At 53.7% G+C, this 18,996-nt stretch carries 1 protein-coding gene; it reads left to right on the top strand.

Features of this window, described 5'->3' with window-relative positions:
* Window positions 1-2 precede the first annotated feature (2 nt).
* Window positions 3-18,989 carry a non-ribosomal peptide synthase/polyketide synthase gene (locus ACETMN_RS29250; protein WP_411735473.1) on the top strand — a complete coding sequence of 6,329 codons (18,987 nt, stop codon included), beginning with the start codon at window positions 3-5 and terminating at the stop codon, window positions 18,987-18,989.
* Window positions 18,990-18,996: the final 7 nt, after the last annotated feature.

Below are 18,996 nucleotides of genomic sequence, written 5' to 3'. Positions count from 1 at the left end.
ATGTGAGAGAGAATACGAACAAGCAATATGGATTAACGCAAGCCCAGCGCCGGATATGGTTCATGGAAATTATGAATCCGGGCACATCCATCACGATGCTTTCCGCGACCTACCAGATTACGGGCGAGATCGACACCAAGCTGCTGGAGCAAGCGGCGGCAGAGATTGTCAAAACCTATGACGCTTTCCGAATCCGCATTAGCGGGGATTTGCAAAATCCAACGCAGTGGTTCGAAGAGCCAGAGAATGTCCAAACCAGGATAAGCCACCTCGAAATAGGCACGACCGAAAAATTCTATGCTTGGGTGAAAGAAGTAACCGAAAAACCGGCCAGTGTGTTCGACGAACACCTCTACCAATTTACGATGATCCATTTTGCGAACGGCCAAGTATGGCTTAATTTGACTGTAAATCATATCATTGCCGATGGCTTGTCCGTCACTGCTTTGCTGCATGCGGTGATGGAAAAATACCTCGAACTGCGCAAAGGTATCTTCAACAGTTGTCAGGCACCTTCCTATCTGGATTATATTTCAACTGAGCATGAATATGAGCAATCGCAGCGTTATCAAAAAGGCAAGGAATACTGGCTGACCAAGTACAACACTTTGCCTGAAACGAGCGGCATTAAATCGGTTCCGCCATTCTCGATTGGAAGCGAATCGAATAAACGTTCCATCACTTTGGATGCTTCCCGCTACGACCGCATTCTGGCTTTTAGCGAACAATATCAGGTCAGTTTATATACGTTATTTTTGTCCGCCATGTACGTCTTATTGTACAAGCTGACCGACAGCACCGATGTGCCGGTCGGAACGGTTTTTGCCAATCGCACCAGCAAGAAGGAAAAAGAAACGATCGGTATGTTCGTCAGCACCGTGGCTACGCGGATTAGTCTGAATCCAGAGGGGTCCGTGCTTTCCTTGATCCAAACGGTTTCCAAGGAAAATACGGCGGATCTGCGGCATCAGAAATATCCTTATAACCAATTGATCCAGGATTTACGCGAACAACACGGCCGCAACGATCTTTCGGAGCTGTTCCGCACGTCTCTTGAATATCTGCCTTTAAAAATCGTGGAGTACGAAGAAATCAAGGTACGTCTGGAGGCTCACTTTGCTAGGCACGAGATGGACGATTTACTGCTGCGCTTCGACCATATGCTGAATGAAGGTCATGTCATTCTCCATGCTTCCTATCGTACCGGCCTGTTCGAGACGACCGAGATTGATCGCATTATGGAACAGTATGTAACCGTTTTGGACCAGTTTCTTGAGACTCCCGAACTGCGGGTACGCGAGATTTCTCTACTGGGCGATGAGGAGAGACGCCGAATTCTGGACGTGTTTAACCCGCCGGTGGCAGCACTGAGCGAGGAAATAGCGTTTCACCGGTATGTCGAAAAGTTTGCCCGAGACATTCCGGATCACCCGGCAGTTGTTTACATGGACAAAAAGCTGACCTACGGCGAATTGAACAAACGCGCCGAGCGGCTGGCTTTGCTCCTTCGTGAACAGGGCGTGGGAAGGGAGACGATTACGGGGATCTGGGCGGAGCGCTCGGTGGAACTGCTGGTCGGTGTGCTCGCCGTATGGAAAGCCGGCGGAGCTTATGTACCGCTGGACCCCGATTATCCGGCGGAGCGGATTGAGTACATGCTCAGCGATAGCGAAGCATCGGTGCTGCTTACGCAGCGTCATCTGATGGAGGGGACCGGAGGTTGGTTGGCCGATGGCCGGCTGAAGCTTCAAGCTGTCTATGCGATGGACGATGAACAGATGTATAACGGGGATACCTCAGCCGTGGAATTTGAATCTGCGGACAGTGCCCCGCAAGACTTGGCTTATGTGATTTACACCTCGGGTACGACGGGACGCCCAAAAGGCGTCATGATCGAGCATGGTAGTCTCATGAATACGGCGGATGCGTACCGCCGTGAGTACCGATTGGATCAGTTCCCGGTGCGCCTGCTGCAACTGGCCAGCTTCTCGTTTGACGTGTTCGTTGGAGACATCGCGCGGACGCTATATAACGGAGGAACGATGGTAATTGTGCCAAAGGATGACCGGATTGATCCGAACCGCTTATACGGCTGGATTCGGCAGCAAAACATTACGGTATTTGAATCGACACCTGCGCTCATCCTACCGTTCATGCAGCATATTTATGAAGAAGGGCTGGACGTCAGCTCCATGCAGTTGCTGATTACCAGCTCGGATGCTTGCAGTGTCACTGATTACCGATTGCTGCAGGAAAGATTCGGCGGACAATTCCGCATCATCAACAGCTATGGCGTTACCGAAGCGGCGATTGACAGCAGCTTTTACGATGAGCCGCTGGATAAGCTCCCATCGTCGGGTCATGTGCCGATCGGCAAAGCTTGGCTGAACGCCCGATTTTACATTGTCGATGCTGCGTTAAAGCCGGTTCCTGTAGGGGTCCCAGGTGAACTTGTCATCGGCGGCGCCGGGGTAGCGCGCGGGTATTGGAACCGTCCAGACCTGACCGCCGATAAGTTTGCAGACAGCCCGTTTGTGTCTGGCGAACGTCTGTATCGGACAGGAGATTTGGCCCGCTGGCTGGAAGACGGCAACGTTGACTTCATTGGCCGGATCGACTATCAGGTGAAAATTCGCGGGTTCCGGATCGAACTCGGCGAAATTGAAACGGCCCTGCTGCGTCTTCCGGACGTCAAGCAGGCTGTGGTGACCGACCGTACGGATGAGCAGGGGCAAAAGTATCTGTGCGGCTACGTGGCAGGGGATGCTTCCCTGCAGCTGAGTGATCTGCTGTCCCAATTGAAGCAAGAGCTACCGGCACATATGGTTCCGGCACGGCTGGTGTCTCTTGATCAGCTTCCGCTCACACCGAACGGCAAGATTGACCGTAAAGCGCTGCCTGAACCGACCGGAGAGGTAGAAGCGGGCCGTGAGTATATGGCTCCTCGCACAACACTGGAAACAAGACTTGCTCTTATTTGGCAGCAGGTGCTGGGTATTGCGCGAGTTGGAGTCCATGACGATTTCTTTGACCTGGGTGGTCATTCCTTGCGGGCCTCCGCGCTTGTTTCCAAGATTCGAAAAGAGCTGCAAGTCGAGGTTCCGCTGCGGGACGTTTTCCGCTACACCACGATCGAACAGCTCGCCCAAAGAATCAGCGGTTTAAAGCAGCAGGAGACGTATGAGATTACAAAGGCGGCAGAGGCCGAGTATTATCCGGTTTCATCCGAGCAAAAGCGTCTGTACGTCCTGCGCCAGCTTGACGCGGCCGAGCGTAGCTACAATATGTCGGCGGCGCTTCTTCTCGAAGGCAAGCTGGACCGCACGCGCGTAGAGTACGCGTTCCGTGAGCTGATTCAGCGCCATGAGACACTGCGTACCGGGATCGAGCAGGTTCAAGGCGAGCTTGTGCAACACATCTATGACGAGGTGGAGTTTGCCGTAGATTATTTCCAGGTGAGCGAGGGAGAAGTGGACCAAGTGGTCGAAGCATACTATCACCCGTTTGATCTGACCAAGCCGCCACTTCTTCGCATTGGTCTGATCGAAGGCACCAAGGATCGCCACATTCTGCTGTTCGATATGCACCATATCGTTTCGGATGGTATCTCGACAGCATTGCTTTTCGACGAGTTCAGCCGCCTGTATCGGGGTGAGGAGCTGGCTCCGTTGCATATTCAATACAAAGATTATGCCGTTTGGCAGCATTCCGAACCCTACGGGCAGTTGGTCCAGCCGCAGAAGGAGTACTGGCTGGAACAGCTGTCGGGCGAGCTGCCTGTATTGGAACTGCCAACAGACTTCCCGCGGCCTGCGGTGCAAAGTTTTGATGGCCGGACCGTAAAGTTTGATATTGGGAAAGAGCGGACGGAGAAGCTGAAAGAACTGGCCGCACGGACGGGTACGACCCTGTACATGGTGCTGTTGTCTGCTTACTCGATCCTTATGCATAAATATTCGGGTCAGGAAGATCTGATCGTGGGAACGCCGATTGCCGGAAGAACGCAAGAAGAAGTGCAGCCGATCGTAGGGATGTTTATCAACACGCTGGCTATTCGCAGCCATCCGGAGCGTTCCAAGCCGTACCTTAAGTATCTGGAAGAAATGAAGGAAATCACACTCGGGGCTTTTGAACACCAAAATTATTTGTTCGAAGATGTGTTGGAAAGCCTTCACATTCCGCGCGCGACTGGCCGGAATCCGCTCTTTGATACGTTCTTTTCCCTGCAAAATACGGAGAATGAGCAAATTGTCATCGAGGGGCTGGAGCAATCGTTTTATCCGTTGGAAAACCGAACGTCCAAGTTCGAGTTGCTTCTGGACATTTCGGAGCTGGATGGTCAGCTCGAATGCCGGTTGGAGTACGCTACGGCTTTGTATAAGCAGGAGACCGCGGAGCGGTTCGCCAGACATTATGACAAGCTGCTCGAAACTATCGTAACAGCGCCGGAAGGGGATATTGCTTCGCTGGAAATGCTAACGGAGCAGGAAATCCGTGAACTGGTGCGCGGTTTTAATGATTCGGAGGCAGACTACCCGCGTCAGCAGACGATTCATGGCTTGTTCGAAGAGCAGGTGAAGCTTTACCCGGATAACGTGGCCGTCGTCATGAATGAACGGCAGTTGACCTACCACGAACTGAACGAGCGATCCAACCGCCTTGCACGTAAGCTGAGAGAGACAGGAGTCGAAGCGGATCAGTTGGTAACGATTCTGGCCGAACGTTCGCTTGATATGGTCGTCGGCATTCTGGCGATTCTCAAAGCTGGCGGAGCCTACGTGCCTGTCGATCCCGACTACCCCGAGGAACGCATCCGCTTCATGATTGAGGATTCGGGTGCGCCGTTATTGCTGATTCAAAAGCATTTGCATGAGAAGACCAACTTCGCAGGAAAGCGCCTCGAATTGGACGATTTCGTTTGGGGCGACAAAGGGGCGGAATTCGCTGGTGAGCTGGACGCTTCGAATCTGGAGCCGATTTCCGGCACGGGTAACTTGGCTTATGTCATCTACACATCGGGAACGACCGGCAAACCCAAAGGAACGTTGATTGAGCATAAAAACGTCGTGCGCCTTTTGTTCAACGACAAGAACCTGTTTGACTTTGGGACGTCCGACACATGGACGTTATTCCACTCGTTCTGCTTCGATTTCTCCGTCTGGGAGATGTACGGAGCACTTCTGAATGGAGGAAGGCTGGTTATCGTACCGCCGCTCACGGCGAAAAATCCGGCCGAATTCCTGGCACTGTTGAGCCGCGAACGGGTCACGATTTTGAACCAGACCCCAACATATTTCTATCAACTGCTGCGTGAGGTTTTAGCGGACCATCCGTACGATCTGCGGATTCGCAACGTCATCTTCGGCGGCGAAGCGCTCAGCCCGCTGTTGCTCAAGGGTTTCAAGACAAAGTACCCGGAGACAAAGCTGATCAATATGTACGGTATTACCGAAACGACGGTTCACGTGACGTATAAGGAAATTACATGGATCGAGATGGAGGCGGCGAAGAGTAATATCGGCAAGCCGATCCCGACGCTGAGCGTGTACGTCCTGGATGAAAACCGTCGTCCTGTTCCGATCGGCGTAGCAGGCGAAATGTACGTAGCCGGAGAGGGCCTGGCGAGAGGATACTTGAATCGCCCGGATTTGACGGCGGAAAAGTTCGTTGATTCCCCGTTTGCGGAGGGGGAAAAACTGTATCGCTCAGGCGACTTGGCGGCCTGGCTGCCGGACGGCAACATCGAATACCTCGGCCGGATCGATCATCAGGTCAAAATCCGCGGGTACCGGATCGAGCTGGACGAAATTGAGACGCAGCTTCTGAACGTGGAAGGTGTGGAAGAAGCGGTGGTGCTCGCCCGTCAGGATAACGGGGGCGAGAAGGCGCTGGTTGCCTACTTTGTGGCGGACCGGACGCTGACGGTTAGCGAAATGAGAACCTCGCTGGCCCAGGGAATGCCGGGATATATGATCCCGTCGTACTTCGTGCAGCTGGAACGCATGCCGCTGACGTCCAACGGGAAAGTGGACCGCAAAGCACTGCCGGAGCCGCAAGGCGGCCTGCAAACGGGTGTCGAATACGTAGCCCCTCGTAACCTTACGGAGTCCCAGCTTGTGAAAATCTGGGAGGAAGTGCTGGGTTACTCGGGCATTGGAATCCTGGACAATTTCTTCGAACTCGGAGGACATTCCTTGCGGGCAACAAACCTTGTCAGCAAGATTCGGAAGGAAATGAACGTTGAACTTCCGCTACGCGATGTGTTCCGCTATATGACGGTAGAATCGATGGCTGGGGCTATTGCCAGCTTGGAAGAATCAGAGCACAGCACGATTCCAGTAGCGGAAGAGAAAGCATACTATCCGGTTTCCTCTGCACAAAAAAGGCTGTACGTCCTGCATCAGCTGGATAGCTTGGAGCTGAATTATAACCTCCCAAGCGCTCTGCAATTGGAGGGGGATTTGAACGAGGCCAAAGTAGAAGATGTGCTGACTACTTTGATGGCCCGGCACGATATGCTGCGCACCGGTTTTGAAATCGTGAATGGGGAGCCGGTTCAGCGTATTCATCCGCTCGTCGCTTGCAAGGTCGAGAAGATTCGAGCAAGCGAAGATCAGGTTGCAGCCATTCTTGAAGGCTTCATCCAGCCTTTTGACTTGACCCAGCCGCCTTTGCTACGCGCCCTGCTGATCGAATTGGAGAAAGAAAAATTCCTGCTTGCGCTGGATATGCATCACATTGCTTCCGATGGTCTTTCCATGGATGTACTGCTGCGTGAATTCGTGCGGCTATACAATGGGGAAGAGCTGCCGGAGCTGCGGATTCAATACAAGGATTACGCCGTTTGGCAGCAATCCGAGGAACAGCGTCAACGCATCAAACGACAGGAGGAATACTGGCGCGGGGTATTCAGCTCCGAGCTTCCGGTTCTTGAGCTGCCTCTTGACTACTCCCGTCCAGCCGTTCAGCAGTTTGACGGTCAAACGCTCACGTTTACGCTAGATGCGGAGAAAGGCGAAGCTCTCAAACAGCTTGCCAGCGATTCGGGGGCAACGTTGTACATGCTTCTGCTGGCTGCGTACTCTGTATTGCTTCATAAATACGCGGGACAGGAAGATATCGTAGTCGGCACTCCGATTGCCGCTCGTTCTCACGCCGACTTGCAGCCGATTATCGGCATGTTTGTCAATACGCTGGCCCTTCGCTTGGGTCCGACGGCAGAGCGGACGTTCATGGATTACTTGCAGGAAGTGAAGGAAACGACACTTGGAGCCTACGAGCACCAGGATTATCCGTTTGAGGAGCTGGTAGAAGCTCTTCAGGTGAGCCGGGATTTAAGCCGGAATCCGCTGTTTGACACCATGTTTTCTTTGCAAAAGCACGAAAGCCTGGATTTAATTCTTGAAGGCTTGCAATGGTCACTGTTTGACATCGAGGAAAAGACGGCAAAGTTTGATCTTAGCTTGGATATCGTGGAAGAGGGTAACGAGTTGGTTTGCAAGATCGAATACGCTACCTCGTTGTTTAGACAGGACACGATGGTACGGCTGGCGGGTCATTACGAGCAGCTTTTGGCGTCGATCCTGGCTCAGCCGGGTGCGCGGATTTCGGATTTGGATATATTGACGGACAGCGAAAAGGATAATTTATTGGTCGGGTTTGACGTGTCGTCTTCGGCTCTTGTGAAGCAACCCGCCGCAGAGGGTACAGGTCTGGAAGCGGATGAGTCATGGAGAGAGAGAACGTTCCACGAGCTGTTCGAGGAGCAGGCGAAACGCGCTCCGGGAGCGCTAGCGGTTGTATACGAAGACAGCAAGCTGACATATGCGGAGCTGAATGCCAAAGCGAATCGTCTGGCGTATGTACTGCGGGCACGTGGGGTGAAGCCGGAACAGGTGGTCGGCATTCTGGCCGGCCGTTCAGCCGAGCTGTTGATCGGGGTGCTCGCCGTATGGAAAGCTGGCGGTGCTTATGTACCGCTTGACCCCGACTATCCAGCGGAGCGGATAGAATATATGCTCGCGGATAGCGGGGCGTCGGTGCTGCTTACCCAGACCTGCCTGTTGGAGCAGGCGGAAACTTGGCGCTGCAACGGAGCTTTAACGCTGCAAACGGTGCTTGCACTTGATGACGCCGCGGCGTACAGCCTCGGAGCGGCGGAAACGGCTGTAGGCGTACAAGCTTTGGGCGAAGCGGGCGCGGAGGCGGAGGCTTTGGTGCAAGAGGCAACGGCTGCAGCCGAAACGTCCGTCACGGCAGAAGCTGAGCAGAACGTACAAGCGGCGGATCTCGCATCAAATCCGGCAAATGTAAACAAGCCGGGCGATCTGGCTTATGTCATCTACACCTCCGGTACGACGGGCCGCCCGAAGGGCGTGGCAGTGGAACACGGCAGCTTGGTGAACACGGCGGCGGGCTACCGGCGGGACTACCGTCTGGATCAGTTCCCGATCCGGCTGCTGCAACTTGCCAGTTTCTCGTTTGACGTGTTCGTTGGTGACATTGCACGGACGCTGTACAACGGTGGAACTATGGTCATTGTGCCGAAGGAAGACCGGATTGATCCAACCCGCCTCTATGGCTGGATTCGCGACTACGCCGTGACAGTGTTCGAATCAACTCCTGCGCTGGTTGTGCCGTTCATGGAGCATGTGTATACCGAGGGTCTGGACCTCAGCTCGATGCAGCTGCTGATCACAAGCTCGGATGCCTGCAGTGTAGCGGATTATCGCACCTTGCAGGAGCGCTTTGGCTCGCAGTTCCGTATTATTAACAGCTACGGCGTAACAGAAGCGGCGATTGACTCCAGCTTCTATGACGAGCCGCTGGAGAAGTTGCCGAAAACCGGCAGCGTGCCGATCGGGAAAGCGTGGCTTAACGCCAGATTCTACATCGTGGATGCAAATCTGAAGCCAGTGCCGATCGGGGTGCTCGGCGAGCTGGTTATCGGCGGAGCGGGTGTGGCCCGCGGTTACTTGAACCGCCCGGATTTAACGGCCGAGAAATTCGTAGACAGCCCGTTCACCGTTGGGGAGCGGTTGTACCGGACGGGTGATCTGGCACGCTGGATGCCTGATGGCAACGTAGATTTCATCGGCCGAATCGACAATCAGGTGAAAATTCGCGGTTATCGGATCGAGCTTGGTGAGATTGAAGCGGCCATGAAAAATGTTGCCGAGGTGCGTCAAGCGCTTGTCATCGACCGGACGGACGAGCAGGGGCAGAAATATCTGTGCGGATATGTCGTAGTGGATTCCAGCTTCAATCTGGAAGGGCTTGTGGCCCATCTGGACGCCGTACTGCCTACTCATATGGTGCCTTCGCGCATCATGCGCTTAGATCAACTGCCGATTACACCTAACGGCAAGATCGACCGTAAAGCGTTGCCTTTGCCGGAAGGAAGCATTCGTGCCGAGGCTGCATACACGGCGCCGCGTACACCTGCCGAGCAAGCACTCGCCTTGGTCTGGCAGTCAGTGTTAGGCGTGAATCAGGTTGGCACCATGGATAATTTCTTTGCGCTTGGTGGAGATTCAATTAAAGCTTTACAGGTATCTTCTCGTCTTTTGCAAACGGGGTACAAGCTGGTCATGAAAGATTTGTTCCATTACCCGACGATTGCCGCCCTTAGTTTGCGGTTGCAAACAGCGGAGAGAAAGGCAAGCCAATCCGAAGTGACGGGAGAGGTTATCCTGACCCCGATTCAGCGCTGGTTCTTTGAACAAAATCCGGCCGATGTGCATCATAGCAATCAGGCATTCATGCAGTTCTCCAAGCAAGGCTTTGATGAAAAAGCTTTACGCCAAGCGGTGCGTCAGCTTATCGTGCATCACGATGCTCTTCGTACGGTTTATCGTCAAACCGAGAATGGTTATACCGCATGGAACCGCGGCGCTGGGGAGAGCGAAGTGCTGTTCGATCTGGAGGTTGTCGATTTCAAGGGAGCCCGCGACGTGAAAAAAGCGGTAGAGGCTAAGGCAAATGATATTCAAGCGAGCATCGATCTGGAAAACGGTCCGCTGGTGAAGCTTGGTTTGTTCCGCTGCAACGATGGCGACCATCTGCTCATCGCAATCCATCACTTGATCGTAGACGGCGTATCCTGGCGGATTCTGCTTGAGGATTTTGCTGCCGCCTATGAGCAGGCGCTGCAAGGGCAGCCGATCCGTCTGCCGCTCAAAACGGATTCATTCCAAACGTGGGCGAAACAGCTCGCTGATTATGCGAACGGGCCGGCGATGGAAAGCGAGAGAGCGTATTGGCAGTTTATCGAGCAATTGGTCTATGAGCCGCTTCCAAAAGATTTTGATCAAGGCAGATCCAAACTGAAGGACAGCGGGCTCGTAACCGTTCGATGGACGGCGGACGAAACTGAACAGCTGCTGAAGCGGGCTCATCGTGCTTACCATACGGAAATGAACGATTTGCTGCTTGCTGCGCTGGGCCTCTCAGTACAAGCTTGGAGCGGCCAGGAACGCGTGCTGGTGAATCTCGAAGGCCACGGCCGGGAAGAAGTTTTGCCAGATGTGGACATTACGCGCACGGTAGGTTGGTTTACAAGCCAATTCCCTGTTGTTCTGGAGCCAGGTCACGCTCAGGCACTCGGTCATCAGGTGAAACAGGTGAAAGAGAACTTGCGCCGCATTCCGAACAAAGGAATCGGCTACGGCATCCAGCGTTATTTGTCGGCGCCGCGTGACGCAGAACGCTTCGTTTTGGAGCCGGAGATCAGTTTTAACTATTTGGGTCAGTTCGACCAGGATTACGAAAGCAGTAGCTCCCAGCCTTCTCCGTTCAGCCCGGGCTCCGATTCAAGCCCAAATGCTGTGATGGATTATGTCCTAGATATCAATGGTATGGTGTCGGAAGGCGTGTTGGAACTCACGATCCGTTATGGGGAAACCCAGTATCAACGGGAAACGGTTGAGCGTTTGGGCGCCCTGCTTCAATCGAGTTTGCGTGAAGTCATCAGCCATTGCGTATCGAAAGAGCGGCCGGAGCTTACCCCTAGTGATGTACTGCTTCAAGATGTGACGGTGGAGGAACTGGAGCAGCTGTCCGAACATACGGCGGCACTCGGCGAACTGGAGAATGTATACACCCTGACTCCGCTGCAAAAAGGGATGTTGTTCCACAGCTTGCTGGATGCGGATTCGGAAGCTTACTTCGAACAGGTGACCTTCGATCTGTACGGAAGTCTGAATGTGGAAGCCTTCACCCGAGGGTTGGATACGCTGGTGCAGCGGAATGAGGCGCTGCGGACCAACTTTATTACCGGCTGGAGAGACGAGCCGATTCAAGTGGTATTTCGCGAGCGGAAGTGTGAAGTGTATTTTGAAGATATTCGCACGGCAAGAGATGAACACCCTGAGAAGACGATAGCCGATTTTGTCAGCGCGGATAAGGCGAACAAGTTCGATTTGGCCCAAGACTCTCTTATGCGTGTGACCGTTTTGCGTACAGGCGACGAGTCCTACCATGTGATTTGGAGTCATCATCACATTTTGATGGATGGCTGGTGCATGTCCTTCATGATCAAGGAAGTGTTCGACACTTACTTTGCGTTTCAGGAGAAGCGAGCGCCAGAGCTCCCACCGGTTACCTCGTACTCCCGATATATCGAATGGCTGGAAGCTCAAGATGTAGCGAAAGCTTCGGGTTACTGGTCTGAGTATTTGGCAGGTTACGATCAGCAGACCAAGCTGCCGCAGGAGAGAACGCAGCTGAAACAGCATGCTTTTGAAATGGCTGAGATCGATGTGGAACTCAGCAAAGGACTGACTGGGCAGATTGAGCGTGTGGCACGCCAGCAGCAGGTGACACTCAACACATTTATGCAGACTGTATGGGGACTGGTCTTACAGATATACAACAACAGCGAGGATGTTGTATTCGGTTCCGTTGTATCCGGCCGTCCGGCGGAAATTCCGGGCATTGAAAGCATGATTGGCCTGTTTATTAATACGATCCCGGTCCGTATTCAAGGTAAAGCCGAGGAGACGGTAGCCGATATTTTGAGAAAAACCCAGGATCAAGCGCTGGCATCGGGAGCTTACGAAACGTTCCCGCTGTTCGAAATTCAGTCGCTGAGCGAGCAAAAGCGTGACTTGATCAACCATATTATGGTCTTTGAAAATTATCCGATGGAAGAACAGATTGAGCAGGTTGTGGGCGGAGGACAAGAAGCGCTGAAAATCGCTAATATCCAATCGCCGGAACAAACGAACTACGACCTAGACATTACCGTCATTCCGGAAGAGCATATTTTGCTGCGGTTTACGTACAATGCACTGACATTCAGAGAGCATGACATCAGGCAGATCCACGGTCATTTTGCCCGTGCATTGGAGCAGGTTGCGGCTAATCCGAATGTTCGTGTACATGAGTTAGAGCTTTTGACGGCGGCGGAAAAAGAAGAAATTGTAGGCGTGTTTAATCCGGTGCAGCCGGAAGTGGCTCCTGTTGCCGCCTTCCATCGCCTGTTAGAGGAACAGGCGGAACACACGCCGGAAGCGGAAGCCGTCGTATACGAGAACGATCGGCTGACGTATGCGGAGCTGAACGAGCGGGCGAACCGCCTGTCGGCAACACTGCGTGCAAGCGGCATCGGTCGGGAGACGATCGTTGGCATTCTCGCCGAGCGTTCGGTCGATTTGTTGGTGGCCGTGATGGCCGTCTGGAAAGCGGGAGGGGCGTATGTACCGCTTGATCCGGATTATCCGGCGGACCGCGTGCGGTTTATGCTCGAAGACAGCGCAGCGAAGGTGCTACTGACACAAACGCTGCTGCGAGAGCGTGCCGAATCCTGGCTCGGGGAAGAGGAATTGGCACTGGAGACGGTGCTGTATCTCGACGACGAAACGTCATACAGCGAAGATCGGGTAAATGCCCCGATGGGCTCCAGCATGGTTTCAGGTCTGGTCTCCGGCGAGCTGACGGGTGCTGTGAACGACCGTAATGAGAGTCACCCAAATGATGTTGTCGGTATGGGCAGCTTCCATGAAGCCCGTCCGGAGGATCTGGCGTACGTGATCTACACGTCAGGGACAACAGGCAAGCCGAAGGGCGTGATGATCGAGCATCGTAGCCTGGTGAACACGGCGGCAGGCTACCGACGGGAATACCGGTTGGATCAGTTACCGGTAAGGCTGTTGCAGCTCGCCAGCTTTTCGTTTGACGTGTTCGTGGGCGACATTGCGCGGACGTTATACAACGGTGGTACCATGGTCATTGTACCGAAGGACGACCGGGTCGATCCGTCTCGTCTGTACTACTGGATAGAGCGGGAGCAAGTGACGATCTTTGAATCAACGCCGGCGTTGATCGTGCCGTTTATGGAATACGTGCATGAGCAGGGGCTGGAGTTGAGCAGGATGGGGCTGTTGATCACAAGCTCGGACAGCTGCAGTGTGGCAGATTACCGGACCTTGCAGGAACGGTTTGGCCCATCGTTCCGCATTATTAACGCCTACGGTGTGACGGAAGCGGCGATCGACTCCAGTTTCTATGACGAGGAGTTGGCGAAGCTGCCGCAAACAGGCCATGTGCCGATTGGCAAAGCGTGGTTAAATGCGAAGTTTTACATCGTGGATGCACATCTGAATTCCGTACCCGTCGGTGTGCTGGGTGAATTGGTTATCGGCGGAATCGGTGTGGCGCGCGGGTACTTGAACCGTCCAGAGCTGACGGAAGAGAAGTTTGTAGACAGCCCTTTCACCGCGGGTGAGCGGTTGTATCGCACGGGAGATTTGGCGCGGTGGATGGAGGACGGAAACGTGGACTTCATCGGCCGGATCGATAACCAGGCGAAAATCCGGGGTTACCGGATCGAGACGGGCGAAGTCGAAGCAAAGCTGCTGAGTGTAGATGGCGTGAAGGAAACGGTCGTTGTTGTCAGGGAAGATCAAGAGGGGCAGAAAGCGTTGTGCGCTTATTATACATTGGAAAAAGGCTTGACGGCGGCAGATTTGAAACGGGCGATCTCCAGCGAGCTACCGGGATACATGATTCCGTCGTATTTCGTCGAACTGAAGCAATTGCCTCTAACGCCGAATGGGAAAATTGACCGGAAGGCGCTGCCAGCGCCGGAAGGGGGAGCAGGCGGAGGCAGCGAATACGTGGCGCCCCGCACCAAACTGGAGGGAAAACTGGCCGCCATTTGGCAGGAAGTGCTTGTTCGGGAGCAGGCGGTAGGCGTAACGGACAACTTCTTCGACCTCGGAGGACACTCCCTGCGGGCGACAACACTTGTCAGCAAAATGCATAAGGAGCTGGGCATTGAATTCCCGCTTCGCGACGTATTCCGCTACTCGACAGTTGAGGAAATGGCTGTGGCTATGGAGCGGTTAGAGGTCGGCTCGTTTACGGCTATTCCGGCTGCGGAACCTAGTGAGTACTATCCGCTCTCTTCTGCTCAGAAACGTCTCTACATCTTGAACCAGCTGGAAGGAGGCGAGCTGAGCTACAACATACCGGGAGCTATGTTACTCAAAGGAAAGCTCGACCGGCAGCGGTTTGAAGAAGCATTCCGCGGGCTTGTAGCTCGTCATGAAACGCTGCGTACCGGCTTTGAGATGGTTGAAGGCGAAGCGGTTCAGCGGATTTACGAAGAAGTCACCTTCCAGGTGGAATATGTGCAGATCAGCAGGGAGCAGGCGGAAGAAACGGTGCGCCAATTCGTTCGTGCGTTTGATCTGGCAAAGCCGCCACTTCTGCGGGTGGGCATTGCCGAACTCGCGCCGGACCGACACATTCTGATGTTTGATACACATCATATCGTATCGGACGGCGTTTCAATGGACGTACTGATCGAAGAGTTTGTGCACTTGTACAGCGGGGGGATGCTCAAGCCACTCCGCATTCAGTACAAAGATTATGCAGTATGGCAGCAATCGGACAACCAGAAAGCTCAGCTAGCCAAGCAGGAAGCCTACTGGCACGACATGTTCCGCGGAGAACTGCCAGTTCTCGAAATGCCGACGGACTATCCGCGCCCGGCTATGCAGAGCTATGAGGGCCGCACGCTGCAATTGTTTATGAATATTGAGAAAAGCGAAGGTCTGAAACGGCTTGCAGCTGAGAACGGCGCAACGCTTTACATGGTTCTGCTTGCAGCGTATAACGTGCTTCTGCATAAATATTCAGGTCAGGAAGACGTGGTGGTAGGTACGCCGATTGCGGGCAGAAATCACAGCGACGTTCAACCGCTGATCGGGATGTTCGTTAATACATTGGCCATTCGCAGTTACCCGGCTGCCGGTAAGACGTTCCTTGACTACTTGAAGGAAATCAAGGAGACAACGCTGGGTGCTTTTGAACATCAGAATTATCCGTTTGAGGAACTGGTGGATAAGGTAAACGTAGCTCGTGATTTAAGCCGAAATCCGCTGTTTGATACGATGTTTGCTTTGCAGAATACAGAAAATGTCGAAATACAGCTTCCGGGACTGCATCTGTCGACGTATGCCAGCGAAGAAATTGTTTCCAAATTTGATCTCAGCTTGGACGTCACGGAGATTGAGGATGGCTTGGAATATCTTTTTGAATACGCCACGGCTCTATATAAAACGGAAACGGTGGAGAAGTTGGCTGCACACTACTTGCAGTTGCTTGAATCCATTCTCTCCAACCCGTCAGCGACGATTGCCGAGTTGAATATTTTAACGGCGGCGGAAAAAGAAGAAATTGTCGGCGCGTTTAACCCGGGGCAGCCGGAAGTGGCTCCTGCGACCGCGTTCCACCGGCTGTTCGAGGAACAGGCGGAACATACGCCGGAAGCGGAAGCCGTCGTATACGAGAACGATCGATTGACGTATGCGGAGCTGAACGTACGGGCTAACCGCTTGGCGGCTACGCTGCGCGGAAGCGGCATTGGCCGGGAGGAGATTGTTGGCATTCTCGCCGAGCGTTCGGTCGATTTGTTGGTGGCCGTGATGGCCGTCTGGAAAGCGGGAGGGGCGTATGTACCGCTTGATCCGGATTATCCGGCGGACCGCGTGCGGTTTATGCTCGAAGACAGCGCAGCGAAGGTACTGCTGACGCAAACGCAGCTGCGAGAGCGTGCCGAAGCCTGGCTCGGTGAAGAGGAACTGGCACTGGCGAAGGTGCTGTATCTCGACGACGAAACGTCATACAGCGAGGAACGAAGCAATGTGCCAATGGACTTTGGCCAAGGTTCCAACAGTGCTCCCGATCGAGTTAACGGCAAGCTAACGGGGGCTGTGAACGGTGGTGGCGAGATTCATCCAAATGATGTTGTCGGTATGGACAGCTTCCATGAAGCCCGTCCGGAGGATTTGGCGTATGTCATCTACACGTCCGGAACGACGGGCAAGCCCAAGGGTGTGATGATTGAGCACCGCAGCCTGGTAAACACGGCAGCGGGTTACCGACGAGAATATCGGTTGGATCAGTTCCAGGTGCGACTGCTGCAGCTCGCCAGCTTCTCGTTTGACGTGTTCGTGGGCGATATCGCGCGGACATTGTACAACGGAGGTACCATGGTCATTGTACCGAAAGACGACCGGATCGATCCGTCTCGTCTGCACTACTGGATAGAGCGGGAGCAAGTGACGATCTTTGAATCAACGCCGGCGCTGATCGTACCGTTTATGGAATACGTGCATGAGCAAGGGCTGGAGTTGAGCAGGATGGAGCTGTTGATCACAAGCTCGGACAGCTGCAGTGTGGCAGATTACCGGACCTTGCAGGAACGGTTTGGCTCATCGTTCCGCATTATTAACGCCTACGGTGTGACGGAAGCGGCAATTGACTCCAGTTTCTATGACGAGGAGTTGGCGAAACTGCCGCAGACTGGCCATGTGCCAATTGGCAAAGCGTGGTTGAATGCGAAGTTCTATATCGTGGATGCACATCTGAATCCTGTTCCAGTCGGCGTGCTGGGCGAATTGGTTATCGGCGGAGTCGGTGTGGCGCGCGGGTACTTGAACCGTCCGGCGCTGACGGAAGAGAAGTTTGTAGACAGCCCTTTCACCGCGGGTGAGCGGTTGTATCGCACGGGAGATTTGGCACGGTGGATGGAGGACAGCAACGTGGATTTCATCGGCCGGATCGACAATCAAGCGAAAATCCGGGGCTACCGGATCGAGACGGGTGAGATTGAGTCACAGCTGCTGCGGGTGGTAGGTATACGCGAAGCGGTGGTGCTGGTTCGAAGTGATGCGAACGGGCAAAAGGCGCTGTGCGCGTACTACACAACGGAAAGCGAACTGACGGCGGCCGACCTGAAACGAGCGATCTCCAGCGAGCTGCCGGGTTACATGATCCCATCGTACTTCGTGGAGCTGGAGCATTTACCTCTGACACCAAACGGGAAAATCGACCGGAAAGCGCTGCCGGCACCGGAAGAGGGAGCAAGTGCAGGGCGCGAATACGTGGGGCCGCGCACGGATCTGGAGACGAAACTGGTCTCCATCTGGCAGGACGTGCTTGGGTCAGTTACGATTGGTGTGACAGACAACTTCTTCGACCTCGGCGGTCACTCGCTGCGGGCGACAATGCTGGTCAGTAAGGTGCACAAGGAGCTGCACGTGGACCTGCCACTGCGCGATGTATTCCGGTACTCGACTATTGAAGCGATGGCAGAAGTGATTAGCCGATTGGAGCAGCAGGAATTCTTCTCCATTCCGGTTCTGGATAAAAGGGAGTATTATCCGCTTTCCTCTGTGCAAAAACGGCTGTACATCCAGCAGCAGATGGAAGGTGCCGAGCTTAGCTACAACATGTCCGGCATGACGGTTCTCGTCGGGCGCTTGGAGCGGAATCAATTCGAGGCGGCGCTCCAAGGATTAATCGCTCGTCACGAAGTTTTGCGAACTGGCTTCGAGATGGTCGACGGCGAACCGGTACAACGGGTTTATTCGGATTTGGAGTTTTCCGTCGAGTATACAAAAGCGCCGGAAAATGAAACAAAAAGCATTGCAGATGCCTTTGTACGTGTCTTTGATTTGGAGCGGCCACCGCTGCTGCGTGTGGGCTTAGTTGAATGGGAAGCGGAACGTCATCTGCTTATGCTGGACATTCATCATATCGTCACGGATGGCATGTCGATGGGTATCTTCATCGAAGAGCTGCTGCGCCTGTATAACGGTGAGACGTTGGAACCGCTTCGGATTCAATACAAGGAATTCGCCGCTTGGCAGCAGTCCGAACCTGTAAAAAAACGGCTGAAAAGTCAGGAAGCTTACTGGCTGGACATGCTAGAAGGTGAACTGCCAACGCTTGAGCTGCCTACGGACTTTGTCAGACCTGCCGCTCGCAGCTTTGAGGGAGATGTGCTGCCTTTCAGTATCGACAAGCAGATGACCGACAGCTTGCAGCGTATTGCCGATGAGAACGGTGCTACCCTATATATGGTGTTATCAGCGGCCTATTCCATCCTGCTCAGCAAGTACTCGGGACAAGAAGACTTCATTGTAGGCACACCGGTTTCGGGCCGCACACATGCCGACCTGGAGCCACTCATCGGAATGTTTGTCAACACGTTGGCGATCCGCCATTATCCATCCGGGGAGAAGACGTTCCTTAATTACTTGAACGAAGTCAAAGAAACGATGCTGGGGGTCTACGACCACCAGGATTATCCGTTTGAAGAACTTGTGAAAAAGCTGCAGGTGCCGCGCGATCAAAGCCGCAATCCTGTATTTGATGTCATGTTTGCAGTGGAAACGAAGGAAGATAACGTTCAAAGCTTCGGGGATATCCAGGTCGAATCTTATCCAGAAACGCATACGGTTTCCCAATTTGACCTTACCTTGATCATTTCGTTGCTGGATGAGGGTATGAATGGGCAGTTTGAATATGCCACCAAGTTGTTTACGCGCAATCTGATCGACAATTTCGCTCAGGACCTGCTCGTGATCATCACCCAAATTGGCGAACAGCCTTCGGTGCTGCTCAAGGATATTTCCCTGAACGGGCAATCCGAACAGGAGCAAGATGAGCTAGAGGCTATTGATATTATTTTCTAATCCTTTA

Origin of the sequence: Paenibacillus sp. M2 (assembly GCF_046713495.1) — a bacterium.
Lineage (GTDB): Bacteria > Bacillota > Bacilli > Paenibacillales > Paenibacillaceae > Paenibacillus > Paenibacillus amylolyticus_B.
Note: the sequence above shows the minus strand (reverse complement) of the source record. Positions and strands in the feature narration are given on the sequence as shown.